Here is a 12,643-nt window from a genome sequence, read left to right as displayed (position 1 = left end):
CATAGGCCAGCGCGCCGGCCCACCATCCCGGCGTTGCGCCGATCCGCGCCAGGGCCGCGTCCACCTCTTCGGGCCGGCGCGCCACCACGATCTCCAGCGGCGCTTCATAGAGGCGGGCCGAGCCGTGATCGCCTTGGCGGGCATCATCGAGCAAAAGAAAGGGGGCGCGTGTCATGACCCCACGCGCATAGCGACAAGCCGATGCGGATGCAAAAAGCCCTCGCGGGCAATCGCGGCTCATCCTACACAGCAAGGCAACAAATCGAGAGAGAGTGCGGCGGATGGACGAGATTTTCCTGGGCCTGGGCGCGAAGGGCGAACGCGAAGTGCTGTTGCTGGGCCGGGCCAACCGCCATGGCCTGGTCGCCGGGGCCACCGGCACCGGCAAAACTGTGACCTTGCAAGGCATGGCCGAACAATTCAGCCGCGCCGGGGTGCCGGTGTTCCTGGCCGACGTGAAAGGCGATCTTTCCGGCATCGCCATGCCTGGCAGCCCCACGTTCAAGCACGCCGCCTCGCTGGAACAGCGCGCCAAGGACCTGGGCATTGCCGACTATGCCTATGCCGACAATCCGGCGGTGTTCTGGGATCTGTATGGCGAGCAGGGCCACCCCATCCGCACCACGATTTCCGAAATGGGGCCGCTGCTGCTCGCACGATTGATGGGCCTTAATGAAACCCAGGAAGGCGTGCTGACCATCGCTTTCCGCTATGCCGACGACAACGGCCTGCTGCTGGTGGACCTGGCCGACCTGCAGGCCGTGCTGGCCGCCTGCGCCGAAAACGCTGGCGCGCTGGCCACCAAGTATGGCAACGTGACCAAGGCCAGCGTCGGGGCGATCCAGCGCCAGCTGCTCGGCCTGGAAAGCCAGGGTGCCGATCGCTTCTTTGGCGAGCCGGCCTTTGAGATCCACGATTTCCTGCAGGTGGACGAACAGGGCCGCGGCATGGTCAACGTGCTCGCCGCCGACAAGCTGATGCAGAGCCCCAAGCTCTATGCCACGTTCCTGCTGTGGCTACTGTCGGAACTGTTCGAGGCGCTGCCCGAAGTGGGCGACCCGGAAAAGCCGTGCCTGGTGTTCTTCTTCGATGAAGCCCACCTGTTGTTCGACGATGCACCCGATGCGCTGATGGACAAGGTGGAGCAGGTCGTCCGCCTCGTCCGCTCCAAGGGCGTGGGGGTCTATTTCGTCACGCAGAACCCGATCGATATTCCCGAAAAGGTGGCGGGCCAGTTGGGCAACCGCGTGCAGCATGCGCTGCGCGCGTTCACCCCGCGCGATCAGAAGGCGATCCGCGCCGCGGCTGAAACCTTTCGCATCAACCCCGATCTTGACGTGGGCCAGGCGATTACCGAGCTCAAAGTGGGTGAAGCGCTGGTCTCGATGCTCGACGCCGATGGCGCGCCGGGCATGGTCGCACGCACCCTGATCGCCCCGCCGCGCTCGCGCCTGGGGCCGGTCAGCCCGGCCGAGCGTGCTGCCATCCAGTCCGCCAGCCCGTTCGGCGGCAAGTACGATACCGCCGTCAACCGCGAGAGCGCGGCCGAAGTGCTGGCACAAAAAGCAGCAGACGCCGCCGCCGCGGCACAAACCGTGCAGGAACAGGGCGCAGACGCCCAGCGTGCCCAGCCGCGCCAGTCCCCCACACTGTGGGGCCGTGCGGGCAAGGCCGCGATGGGCGCTGTCGCCTCATCGGCCGGTGCGATGGTCGCCGCCCAGATCGCCGGCAAGAAATCCCGCGCCGCGCCGGTGGCCAGCGGGGTTACTGCAATGGTTGGCTCGATCGCGACGAGCCTGGGCGGCGAAGCCTTGGGCCGCTTCGCGCGCGGGCTTCTGGGTGGGTTGTTGCGGTAAGATGCCAGCAGCGGCTGGATCGCCACGGGTCTGAGCCAACATGCCAGCCGCTGCACTTGCCTGTCAGTAAACGTCATCCCAATAGACGTTCACCGCACGCAATCACCAATCTGCGCCTGTCTCGGCAATAGCATCGAGCAAGGCTTGCTTTGACGGCGTGCGCCGGTTGCCAGCGTTGCGCGGCACAGCGACATCACCGACAACACTCCGCCGTGCGGCTATACGTTCGCCCAGTGCGTCAAGACTGATCGTCCCGCGCGTCGGCTTTAAGGTCTTGAACGCCATATGTGTCGATCGTCTCTTCGCGAATTCGGCGCTCCATATAATCCGTGTCGAGCCCTTCAGAAAGGGTGAACAGCGCCTGAGCCTGACCAATCATATCGTGCGCAGCGCCGGAAGCATATTGGCCCATGCGATCGGCGATCAGGTCTTCAATGGAAATTACCGCAACAGTCCCGTGGGCTCCCACTTCGATTAACTGCAGCAGGCTGGTGTCGGCATGTCCGTCGAGCAAACGGCTTCCCACCACTTCAAATCCCAGTTTGAGAGAAGGATGGATCCACCCCCGCGTCAACCGACCGGCGCCTCGGGGCCGCACAAACCCATGTTCGACCATAACACTTTCAAGCGCGGATTGCTGGGAGGTGACGAGATCGAAATCACCAGTGTTGATGGCACCTTGAGTATAAAGCTCCACCGCACCGCCGCCCACAAGGATTGGCGGATTTAGTCCAAGCTCATCCATGGCCGAACTGATTTCTGCCAGCTTTTCAAGTGCTGCTTGGAACTGGGGCCGCCACTGCGTCATGTCTGCCGACATTCCGGATTTGAACCGGCCTGTCGATGGAAATCTCGCGGTGTAGATGGAATGGCTTTCAGCCAACGCAATGGAAAGCGTGCCATTGACTCAGACACCACCAAGCCGTTGGCAGATCATTCCCGGCGGTTCGTCGAAACCGGTTGCACGTGCAACGAGCCGGGCGCAAGCAGGCGCCCAGCCTCTTTTCGCGTGAAAGGATCCCATGCGCGCTCTGCTTCTTGCCGCCACGATGCTGGCCGGCACCCTTGCCGCCGCCCCGGCACTTGCCGCCCCCGCTGCTTCCGCCGATGCCAAGGCCGTGGCCATTCCCGCCGCCGCTGGCGTGATGCCCGTGGGCAAGCTCGGCAATGCCGTGGTGCCCCGCGCCTATCGCCTCGATTTCACGCTCGATCCGGCCCAGCCGCGCTTTACCGGCCATACCGAGATCGACGTGACCGTGAACCAGGGCGGCCGCTATGTGTGGATGCACGGGCTCGATCTCAAGGTGAAGCAGGTTGTCGCCAAGGTGGGTGGCAAGACGATTGCCGGCACGTTCCAGCAGGCCGATCCCACCGGCGTGGCGCTGGTCACCTTTGCCCAGCCGCTGCCCAAGGGCGCCGCGACGCTGGCGTTCGATTATGAAGCCGGCTTCAACGATGGCCCCACCGGGCTGTTCCGCGTGCACGTGGACAACCAGTGGTACAGCTGGAGCCAGTTCGAATCGATCGATGCGCGCGGCGCGTTCCCTTCGTTCGACCAGCCCGGCTTCAAGACGCCCTATACCGTCACCATCACCACGCCGGCGGGCCAGCGCGCGGTAAGCAACGCGCCCGAAGTGGCGACCGAAACGCACGGCACCCAGACCGTGCACCGCTTTGCCCCGACCCTGCCGCTGCCCAGCTACCTCGTGGCGGTGATGGCCGGTCCGTTCGTGAGCGTGGATGGCGCCGTGCCGGCCACGCCGCAGCGCGTCACCCCGCTGCCGCTGCGCGTGATTTCGACCAAGCCCAATGCCGACAAGCTGGCCTTTGCCCTCGATGGCACCAAGGGCATCGTCAGCCACCTGGAGAACTATTTCGGCCAGGCCTTCCCCTTCCCCAAGCTGGACCAGATCACCGCGCCGATCATGCCGGGCGCCATGGAAAATGCCGGGGCCGATCTTTACGAGGATTCGCTCCTCGTGCTCGATGACAAGGCCTCGACCGCGCAAAAGCGCAACTTCGGCATGGTCGTGGCGCACGAGCTGGCGCATCAGTGGTTTGGCGATATGGTCAGCCCGGCCTGGTGGGACGATATCTGGCTCAACGAAAGCTTTGCCAACTGGATGGGCTTCCGCATCGGCAACGAATGGCGCCCCGATCTCAACATCGGCGCCGGCGCGCTGGAAGAAGGCTTTGCCGCGATGAACACCGACGCGCTGATCGTCGGCCGGCCCATCCACCAGAAGATCGAGCGCAACAGCCAGATCGACGCAGCCTTTGACACCATCACCTATGGCAAGGGTGGCCACGTGGTATCGATGATCGCCGCGTTCATGGGCGATACCAAGTTCCGCGACGGCGTCCGCGGCTACATGGCCAAGCACAAGTACGGCAACGCCAGCACCGCCGATTTCTTTGGCGCCATGGCCGATGCCGCCGGTGATCCGCGCATTCTGCCGGCCATGCAAAGCTTTACCGACCAACAGGGCGTGCCGCTGGTGACGTTTGCCCCAGCCGGGCAAGGCAAATGGAACGTGACGCAAAGCCGCTATGTCAGGCTCGGCACCCAGGCCCCGGCGCAAGCCCTGGCCCAGACCTGGGGCGTGCCACTGTGCCTGCGCCAGGGCGATGCCCGCGTCTGCCAGCTGTTGGTGGACAAGAGCGGCACGGTTGCCATCGCCGGCAACGGCGCGCTGATGCCCAACGCGGGCGGCACCGGCTATTACCGTTTCGAGCTGCCCGCGGCGCAGTGGGACAGCCTAATCGCGCAGGGTTCCGCCCTGCCCGGCGGCGAAGCCCTGGCCGCGATCGACAGCCTGGAAGCCAGCTTCCTGGCGGGGCGTGCCACGCCAGCGCAACTGGTGGCGGCCGCGCGCAGCTTTGCCGCCAATCCCGACAGCTACGCCAGCGATGGTGCGACCGGCCAGCTTGAAGCATTCGACGATCGCGGCATGTTGTCCCCGGCTGCCCACGACGGCCTGCGCCGCCTGGTGGCCGAAGTGCGTGGTCCGCAGCTCGCCAAGCTGGGCTTCGATCCGCGCGCCGGCGCGCATGCGGGTGACGATCCCGATCAGCAGCAGCGCCGCGTTGCCCTGGTGGCGGAAATGTCGGGAGTGGCCGAGGATGCCGCGCTCAATGCCAAGCTGGCCAAGGCGGTCGACAGCCTGCTGGCCGGCGATGCCAGGGCGCTCGATCCCGCCTTCTACAACAGCGCGTTTAAGGCCTGGCTCAAGCCGCGCGGCCTGGAAGGCGCCAAGGTGCTGATGGAAAAGGCACTGTCGACGGAAGATCCTCTGCTGCGCCCGGCCGCCCTGCGCGCCGTGGGCCGCAGCAACGATCCGGCCGTGGCCAAGTGGCTGATCGAAGAGTTTTCCGACAAGCGCCTGCGCCTTTCGGAAAAGCTGACCGGCATTTCGCTGGCCATCGCCTCGCCCAAGACAGCTGACTATGCGTTTGCCTGGGCCAATGCCCACGTCGACACTCTGCTCTCCAGCGGCGGCGGCATCTTCCTGGCGCGCAGCCTGCCCCAGGCGGTGAGCGGATTCTGCTCGGTGGACAAGGCCAAGACCATTGCCGCCTGGCGCCCGCACTTTGCCAACAACTCCGGCGCGCTCGAACTCGACCGAGCGATCGAGCGGGTGCAGGATTGCGCCGTGCTCAAGGAGCAGCGCTCGGCCGCGCTCTCGGCCGAACTGGCCGCAGTGAAGTAACGCCGAGCCGCCACCCTGGGCTATCCCGGGGTGGCACCCACAAAAAAGGGGCGCCTTCCAGACCCGGAAGGCGCCCCTTTTTGTGGGCTATAGGCAGGCGTGGGCGGTTATTCGACCACCGCGCCCCAGTTGCCCCAGACGTAGATGGCCACGAACAGGAACAGCCAGACCACGTCGACGAAGTGCCAGTACCAGGCCGCCGCCTCCAGGCCGAAATGCTGGCGCGGCGTGAACTCGCCCCGCTCGGCGCGGATCCAGCACACGATCAGGAAGATCGTGCCGATGATCACGTGGAAGCCGTGGAAACCCGTCGCCATGAAGAAGGCAGAACCATAGGTGTTCTTGCCAAAGGCGAACGGGGCATGGACGTATTCATAGGCCTGGATCGAGGTGAACAGCAGGCCGAGCAGGATCGTGGCCGTCAGGCCCAGCTTGAGGCCCTTGCGATCGCCATGGATCAGCGCGTGATGGGCCCAGGTCAGCGTGGTGCCCGAGCACAGCAGGATCAGCGTGTTGAGCAGCGGCAGGTCGAACGCGTTGATGACCGCCTCGATCGCCTTGGGCGGCCACACGCCGCCGATCACGTCGGTGTTGAGCTTGCTGGGGAACAGCGAGAAATCGAAGAACGCCCAGAACCAGCCGACGAAGAACATCACTTCCGAAGCGATGAACAGGATCATGCCATAGCGCTGGTGCAACTGCACCACCGGGGTATGATCGCCGGCGTGGGCTTCCTTGATTACCTTGCCCCACCACGAAAACATGGTGAGCAAGACGCCCAGCAGGCCCAGCAGCATGATCTGCGTGCCGCCAGCCATCTTGTGCATGTAGAAAACGCCGCCGCTGGTCATCACCAGGGCTGACATAGCGCCCATGAACGGCCAGATATCGGGCGGCAGGATGTGATAATCGTGGTTCTTGGCGCCGGCCATGATCGTCTACTTCCCCCAAGGCTTAACCAGCATCCTCGTGCGCACAGCGACGGGAGCCATTTTTGTGGTGGCTGCAATGTCTATCGGGCACATCTGGCCCGGTCCAGTCAATTTGCGGCCTTGTTGAACGTATAGCTCAGCGTGATTTCCGGGATATCGCGCGTGTTGGCGTCATCCAACATAGCCGGATCCACATAGTAGACCACCGGCATGCGCACTTCCTGACCCGGCATAAGCTTTTGATAATTGAAGCAAAAGCACTGGATTTTGTGAAAGTAGGAGCCGGTCTGCTCGGGTGTCACGTTGAACACCGCGCGGCCCACGATGGGCTGGTCGGAATTGTTACGGGCGGTGAAGAAAGCGATCTTGCGTTCGCCGATTCGCCCATCCTGGGTCACCTGCTCGGGCTTGAACGTCCACGGCAGGCCGGGCGCGACATTGGCATCGAAACGTATCGTGATCGGGCGCAGCGTGGGCTTGACCTTGGCCGCCTGGGCCGCAGTGGCCCGCTGGGTCGTGCCGGCAAAGCCCGTGGCCTGGCAGAACATGCGATAGAGCGGCACGGCGGCATAGCCCATGCCCAGCATGCCCAAGGCCGCCGCGCCGGCGATGATCGCCACCTTGCGGTTGGCCCGGGTGGTTTTGTCGATTGCCGCTGCCACGCTATCTCTCCCTTATCCGCCCGCCCGGCATTGTCCGGGTCAGGCGTGCTGTGCGCTTTCGTTGCGGTGTGCGGCCTGCACACCCAGTTTCACGACGGTGATGGCAAAGAACAGCACCACCAAAGCCCCCAGCACCAGTCCCAAAGCGCGGTTGCGTGCTTTCTGTCGCGCACGAAAGGCTTTCAGGTCAATATTTTCCGGCTTGTCGCCCACGTTGTTTCCTCTCCGCTCAGGCCCACCCCTGGAGCCCGGCAAACCGATCCAGCACCAGCGCGGCGAACAATGCAAACAGATAGAGCACCGAATAGCCGAACAGCCGCTTTTCCGGCTTCATCTTGTCATTGGCCACGCTGTCGCGCAGGCCCACCCGCATGGCCAGCACCAGGAAACCCAGGCCGAGCAGCGCCGCCGCCACGCCATAGACCAGCCCGGCGCCACCCAGCGCCCATGGCACCAGGCTCACGGGCACGAGCACCAGGGTATAGAACAGGATCTGCCGGCGCGTCGCCTTTTCACCCGCCACCACCGGCAGCATCGGAATGCCGACCTTGGCGTAATCGGTCTGCACGAACAGGGCGAGTGCCCAGAAGTGCGGCGGCGTCCACAGGAAGATGATCAGGAACAGCACCACCGGCATCCAGGTGATGTGCCCGGTAACGGCCACCCACCCGATCAACGGCGGAAAGGCACCGGCCCCACCGCCGATCACGATGTTCTGCGGGGTGCGCGGCTTGAGCCACACGGTATAGACCCAGGCATAATAGAAGATCGAGATCGCCAGGATCGCGGCCGCCAGCCAACCGATCGCCAAGCCCATGACCACCACCGATCCGCCCGACAGCGCAAAGCCGAAATCGCGTGCCGATTCGCGGTCCATCCGCCCGGCCGGCACGGGCCGCCGCGCGGTGCGCTTCATGCCCGCGTCGAGGTCCGCCTCCCACCACTGGTTGAGCGCGGCAGCGCCCCCGGCACCCACGGCAATGCACAGAATCGCCGCAAACCCCAGCACCGGATGAATCTCTCCCGGCGCGGCGAGCAGGCCGCACAGCCCGGTAAAGATCACCAGCGTCATCACGCGCGGCTTGGTCAGCGCAAAGAAATCACGCCAATCGGCGGGCATGCGCAAGGGAGTCGTCACTAGGTCCATCGTGACGCGGCTATAGCAGCCCCGGCCATGAGGGAAAGTGTTCAAGGACAGCGAGCGGCACGCGCGATCATCCCCGGCGATCACACCCGCCCTGTCGGGCAATGGAACCGGAGGGCGGCCCGATCATTTGCCCGGTGTCACGGCATGGCCACCTCGATCCATGCCATCCCTTTTGCAGGAGCATGTTCCATGGCCACTGCCACCGCCGCCAAGCCGGCCAAGTCTGACGCCAGCTTTACCGACACCGCCACCCTGCGTGCCCAGGCCCGCAAGCATATCGACCAGGGCCCGGTCACCCAGTCCTTCCCCAAGGACCGCGAGGTGATCATCGCCCAGCTGAACAAGTCGCTGGCCACCGAATGGGTCTGCGTGCTGCGCTATATGCGGCACTATTACACTGCCGATGGCCTGGTTTCGGAACCGATCAAGGCGCATTTTCTCGAGCACGCCAACGAAGAGCGCGCCCATGCCGACAAGCTGGCCGAACGCATCGTCCAGCTGGGTGGCGAACCCGATCTCGATCCTGCCACGCTGACCCAGCGCAGCCATGCCGAATACCAGGTGGGCAAGACGCTCAAGGACATGGTCAAGGAAGACCTCATCGCCGAACGCATCGCGGTGGAAGCCTATCGCGAACTGATCGCCTATGTCGGCGATCGCGATCCCACCACGCGGATCATGCTGGAAGGTATTCTGGCGCAGGAAGAAAACCACGCCGACGAATTCCGCGATCTGCTCGAAGGCTGGCAGGGCGAATAACCCAGCCGCCTTGTCCTGAATGTGTCGATCAATGCCCGGCGGCGCAGTCCTGCGTCAGCCGGGCATGCAGTTTGGCAATCATCTGCTGCCGATCGGCAAGCGCAAGATCGGTGCGCTGCGCGACATAGCGCAAGAGGGCGTAGGCCTGGTGCGCGCGCCAGGCCGCATTGTCGGACGCGCACCCCAGTTCCACGAACTGTTCCGCCAAGTAGGCCGTACGCGCCGCATCCACCGCGCTAACTGCGGCCCGTGCCGCTTCCGATCGGCGCGCCCAGCCCATGATTGCCAGTTCCAGATCGGCCGCCAGCGCCGCCGCACCGGAATGAAACGGCAATTCCATCAATCGCTTGATCCGCAGCGCGACGTCGGGCTCGTCACGCATCAGCCGCTCTTGCACCATCAGCGTCGATCGTGCCTGCCATTCCTCCAGAACGGCGTCGAGCAAGGCATTGCGATCCTTGAAATGCCAGTAAAAGCTGCCCTTCGAAGCCTTGAGGTCGATCGCCAGCTTTTCCACGCGCACCTGCTCGACGCTGCTGTCGGCCATCACCCGGATCGCCGCCGCGATCCAGTCGGCGCGGCCCAGGCGCTTGCCGTTCGCTGGATAGGCCGGCGCTTCTTGGATGGGATCGGACGGGGACGGCGTCATGCCATGCGGCTTAGGCGCCTTGCCATGCCCCGTCCAGAACCGGCCTTGACCCAGGTCCGTCCTCAAACCATACGGTAGCGTATAGAGAGAGGAACCCAAGATGTCCTACGCCGATGCCGCCGGCACGATCGTCGCCCAAATCCTGGCCCTGCCCGAATTCGTGCGGGTGCAGGCGCTATTTCCCGATGCCGGGTTGGACGAAGCGATGCTGCTCGACATCATCGGCGCGGCCGGTGACCTTGCCGAAGGCGTGATCGAGCCGTTCAACGCCCAGGCCGATCAGGTTGGCTGCCGCCTGGAACAGGGCCGCGTGCGCTTGGCACCAGGCCATCATGACGCCTGGCAGGCCTTTGTTGCCGGTGGCTGGACCACGATAGAAGGCGCGCCACAGTGGGGCGGCGCGGGTCTGCCGATGCTTGTGCACAGTGCGTGCGAGGAACTGCTCAACCGCGCCTCACCCGCCTTCGGCATGCTGCCCACGCCGATGCGCTGCGCGACAAAGGTGATCGAACGCTATGCCGACCCGGCGCTGTGCGCCGAATGGGCGCCGCGCCTGATCGATGGCAGTTGGGCCGCGACGATCTGCATTTCCGAGCCCGATGCCGGGTCGGACGTGCCGCGACTGCGCACTGCCGCAGTGCCCCATGCCGATGGCACCTGGCGGATTACGGGTGAAAAGATCTGGATCAGCTTTGGCGATCACGACCTTACCCCGCGCATCGCCCACATGGTGCTGGCGCGCACGCCAGAGGGGGCGCATGGTCCGGCAGGCCTCAGCCTGTTTCTGGTGCCATCCGATATCGCGGGCCAACGCAATGCCGTGGTCGTGCGGCGCATCGAGGAAAAGCTTGGCCTGCACGGCTCGCCCACCTGCGCCCTGGGGTTCGAGGCGGCGACGGGCCACCTGATCGGCACGCCAGGGCGCGGTCTGGCGCAGCTTTTCACGATGATCATCGGCATGCGCCTCTCGGTGGGCAGCCAGGGTGCGGGCCTTGCCGGCGCAGCGGCCAGCCTCGCCTGGCGCTATGCCGCAGAGCGGCGCCAGGGCGGCAGGGCCGATGCCCCGCCTGTCACGATCGACCGGCACGGCGATGTGCAGCGCATGCTGCTGGGCCTTGCCGCGCGCGCCGAAGTCACCCGCGGATTGGTGCTGACCGCCGCGGCGCTGTCAGACCTCCAGGCGCGGGAAGAGGACGAGGCGGCCCGCACCGAAGCGGGACTGGTGCTGGCCTGGCTGCTGCCGATCACCAAGAATTTCGCGGCCGAGGCAGCGAGCCTGTGCGCCAACGACGCCATCCAGGTTCTCGGCGGCGCCGGCTATACCCGCGAATGGCCAGCCGAGCGCTATCTGCGCGATGCCCGCGTTCTGGCGATCTACGAAGGCACCAGCGGCATGCAGGCGCTCGACCTCGCCCTGCGCCGCGTGCTCGGCGATGAAGGCCGCGCCTATCGCGCCTTCCTGGCAAAGGCGCGCGGTGATGCGGACCGGCTCGGCAATGCCACCCTGGGGGCGCTGCTCGACATGCTCGAGCAGGCCGCATCGGGCCTCGACAAGCCGACGGCAACGGTCGTCGCTTATCCGTTCCTGCAACTGGCATCCCTGGCCACGACAGGATGGATCGCCGCCCGGCTGGCGGCACTGTCGGGCAGCCGGGTGCACGATCACCTCGCCGCGCTGGGCCGCCATTGGCTGCTGCTGGCGCGGGCGCAGGCATTGGCCGAAGCGGCGCTCACATCTCACGGGCAAGCCTTGGTGGCGGCGTTCGGTGAAGTCGATCGCGGCTATCTGGGCTGAACGTGAAAAAGCCCCACGCCGTTGTTCGGCTGGGGCTGTTGTGTCGTGATGTTGAGCGATGGTTGAGGGCAGGATTTGCCTGAGCGGCATCGACATACATCAGATGCGCTGCCGGCGATTTCGCCTTTTCCCGCTCCCTTGCTGCCGCACGCCCCGAAACCTGCTGCGGAAAACGTGTTGGGCGAAAACCTACTGGGCGAGGATCGACTGGGCGGCGATCGCCACCTGGGTGCGGTTGCGCACGTTGAGCTTGCGCATCAGCGCGGTCATATGGGCCTTCACGGTCTTTTCCGCGATGCCCAGGTCATAGGCGATCTGTTTGTTGAGCTGGCCCGAGCGCACGCCCTGCATCACTTTGAACTGGGTAGGGGTCAGGCGGACGGCGGGTGCCTCTGACAGGCGCTGCGCCGGCTGGTTCGGAACACTGGCAGGGGCAAAGTCGGTCACCGTTGTCTCTCCCTATCGCCTACCGTTGCGGCATCTACCGTGCGTCCATGCTCGGATCGGCATGGCGAAATCCAATATCAGTTAGACAGCTTTCTGATATTATGCCGGAGTTATCCCGTCAATACACGATTTATTGCTGAAATCGGCGCGCACCTGTTATACAACTTTTCGCAGAACAAGCGCAGGCAGGCAGCGCCATGGCGCGAGAGGAGAGCAGGATGGGCCATCACGGATCTGGGCAAGGCAGGTCGGGGCGAATCACCACCACCCGGACGGCGGCAGCGCGATGAGCGACGATCTGCGCCTGGTCCTGGCCGCACTGCTCGGCATTGGCCTCGCCATCGCCCTGATCGTGCGCGGGCGGTTCCATCCCTTTCTCGCCCTGCTCTGCGGCGCCTTTGCCGTGGGCATCGCGGTCGGCATGCCCGTCGCCGAAACCGCCAAGGCGGTGCAGAAAGGCGCCGGCGACGTGCTGGGCGGCACCGGCCTCGTCGTGGCGCTGGGCCTCTCGCTCGGTGCCATGCTACAACTGTCGGACGGGGCGGGCGTGCTGGCCCGCATGGCGCTGCACCATGGCCGGCCGGCAGCGGCCCCTTGGCTGAGCATGGCGGTCGCGCTGCTGATCGGCCTACCGCTGTTCTTCGAAACCGGCGTGGTGCTGCTGCTACCGATCGCGGCGGCGGCAG

General features: G+C 65.1%; 11 protein-coding genes and 1 pseudogene. 5 read left to right on the top strand and 7 right to left on the bottom strand.

The window, feature by feature from the left end:
• Positions 1-281 precede the first annotated feature (281 nt).
• Complete coding sequence (locus H926_RS0101615) at positions 282-1,856, top strand: helicase HerA-like domain-containing protein (RefSeq protein ID WP_022674744.1); 1,575 nt, start codon at positions 282-284, stop codon at positions 1,854-1,856.
• Between the two features lie 238 nt (positions 1,857-2,094).
• Here the strand turns inward: H926_RS0101615 and H926_RS0101610 are convergent, their stop codons facing one another.
• Positions 2,095-2,664 (bottom strand): hypothetical protein, encoded by a 570-nt coding sequence (locus H926_RS0101610; RefSeq protein ID WP_028657436.1) that lies wholly within the window; start codon positions 2,662-2,664, stop codon positions 2,095-2,097.
• Between the two features lie 214 nt (positions 2,665-2,878).
• On the opposite strand from H926_RS0101610, the gene H926_RS0101605 reads away from it, so the two are divergent.
• The gene (locus tag H926_RS0101605; RefSeq protein ID WP_022674742.1) at positions 2,879-5,566 is read left to right on the top strand and encodes a M1 family metallopeptidase; all 2,688 of its coding nucleotides are present in this window, start codon (positions 2,879-2,881) and stop codon (positions 5,564-5,566) included.
• A gap of 107 nt (positions 5,567-5,673) precedes the next feature.
• On the opposite strand, the gene H926_RS0101600 is transcribed toward H926_RS0101605, so the two are convergent.
• The 4 genes from H926_RS0101600 to H926_RS0101585 form a co-directional block, all read right to left on the bottom strand.
• Positions 5,674-6,498, bottom strand: coding sequence for a cytochrome c oxidase subunit 3 (locus H926_RS0101600; protein ID WP_022674741.1), 825 nt, complete (start codon positions 6,496-6,498; stop codon positions 5,674-5,676).
• 107 nt (positions 6,499-6,605) lie between these two features.
• Positions 6,606-7,160, bottom strand: a complete 555-nt coding sequence (locus H926_RS0101595; protein WP_022674740.1) for a cytochrome c oxidase assembly protein — start codon at positions 7,158-7,160, stop codon at positions 6,606-6,608.
• A gap of 39 nt (positions 7,161-7,199) precedes the next feature.
• Complete coding sequence (locus H926_RS34025) at positions 7,200-7,373, bottom strand: hypothetical protein (protein ID WP_166643350.1); 174 nt, start codon at positions 7,371-7,373, stop codon at positions 7,200-7,202.
• 16 nt (positions 7,374-7,389) lie between these two features.
• Positions 7,390-8,307 carry a heme o synthase gene (locus tag H926_RS0101585; RefSeq protein ID WP_028657435.1) on the bottom strand — a complete coding sequence of 306 codons (918 nt, stop codon included), beginning with the start codon at positions 8,305-8,307 and terminating at the stop codon, positions 7,390-7,392.
• A 189-nt stretch (positions 8,308-8,496) separates the two neighbouring features.
• Here H926_RS0101585 and H926_RS0101580 point away from each other — a divergent pair, with 189 nt between their 5' ends.
• On the top strand, positions 8,497-9,066 hold the full coding sequence (locus H926_RS0101580) for a bacterioferritin (protein ID WP_022674737.1): 570 nt from the start codon (positions 8,497-8,499) through the stop codon (positions 9,064-9,066).
• A 28-nt stretch (positions 9,067-9,094) separates the two neighbouring features.
• On the opposite strand, the gene H926_RS25070 is transcribed toward H926_RS0101580, so the two are convergent.
• Positions 9,095-9,715, bottom strand: coding sequence for a TetR/AcrR family transcriptional regulator (locus H926_RS25070; protein WP_022674736.1), 621 nt, complete (start codon positions 9,713-9,715; stop codon positions 9,095-9,097).
• 100 nt (positions 9,716-9,815) lie between these two features.
• Here H926_RS25070 and H926_RS25065 point away from each other — a divergent pair, with 100 nt between their 5' ends.
• Positions 9,816-11,510: an acyl-CoA dehydrogenase family protein gene (locus H926_RS25065; protein WP_022674735.1), complete on the top strand. Its 1,695-nt coding sequence runs from the start codon at positions 9,816-9,818 to the stop codon at positions 11,508-11,510.
• A 189-nt stretch (positions 11,511-11,699) separates the two neighbouring features.
• Here H926_RS25065 and H926_RS0101565 read toward each other — a convergent pair whose 3' ends face one another.
• The gene (locus H926_RS0101565; protein WP_210427002.1) at positions 11,700-11,909 is read right to left on the bottom strand and encodes a helix-turn-helix transcriptional regulator; all 210 of its coding nucleotides are present in this window, start codon (positions 11,907-11,909) and stop codon (positions 11,700-11,702) included.
• A 334-nt stretch (positions 11,910-12,243) separates the two neighbouring features.
• Here H926_RS0101565 and H926_RS25060 point away from each other — a divergent pair.
• Positions 12,244-12,643, top strand: a pseudogene (locus H926_RS25060) (gluconate permease); the annotation flags it as partial.

Origin of the sequence: Novosphingobium sp. B-7 (assembly GCF_000410615.1) — a bacterium.
In the GTDB taxonomy this organism is placed as follows: domain Bacteria; phylum Pseudomonadota; class Alphaproteobacteria; order Sphingomonadales; family Sphingomonadaceae; genus Novosphingobium; species Novosphingobium capsulatum.
This window is presented reverse-complemented; position numbering and strand designations above follow the sequence as displayed.

Coding starts and splice junctions, on each gene's coding strand:
- H926_RS25070 (WP_022674736.1), bottom strand. CDS start 9,715: ATGACGCCGTCCCCGTCCGATCCCATCCAAGAAGCGCCGGCCTATCCA.
- H926_RS0101610 (WP_028657436.1), bottom strand. CDS start 2,664: ATGACGCAGTGGCGGCCCCAGTTCCAAGCAGCACTTGAAAAGCTGGCA.
- H926_RS0101580 (WP_022674737.1), top strand. CDS start 8,497: ATGGCCACTGCCACCGCCGCCAAGCCGGCCAAGTCTGACGCCAGCTTT.
- H926_RS0101600 (WP_022674741.1), bottom strand. CDS start 6,498: ATGGCCGGCGCCAAGAACCACGATTATCACATCCTGCCGCCCGATATC.
- H926_RS25065 (WP_022674735.1), top strand. CDS start 9,816: ATGTCCTACGCCGATGCCGCCGGCACGATCGTCGCCCAAATCCTGGCC.
- H926_RS0101585 (WP_028657435.1), bottom strand. CDS start 8,307: ATGGACCTAGTGACGACTCCCTTGCGCATGCCCGCCGATTGGCGTGAT.
- H926_RS0101605 (WP_022674742.1), top strand. CDS start 2,879: ATGCGCGCTCTGCTTCTTGCCGCCACGATGCTGGCCGGCACCCTTGCC.
- H926_RS0101615 (WP_022674744.1), top strand. CDS start 282: ATGGACGAGATTTTCCTGGGCCTGGGCGCGAAGGGCGAACGCGAAGTG.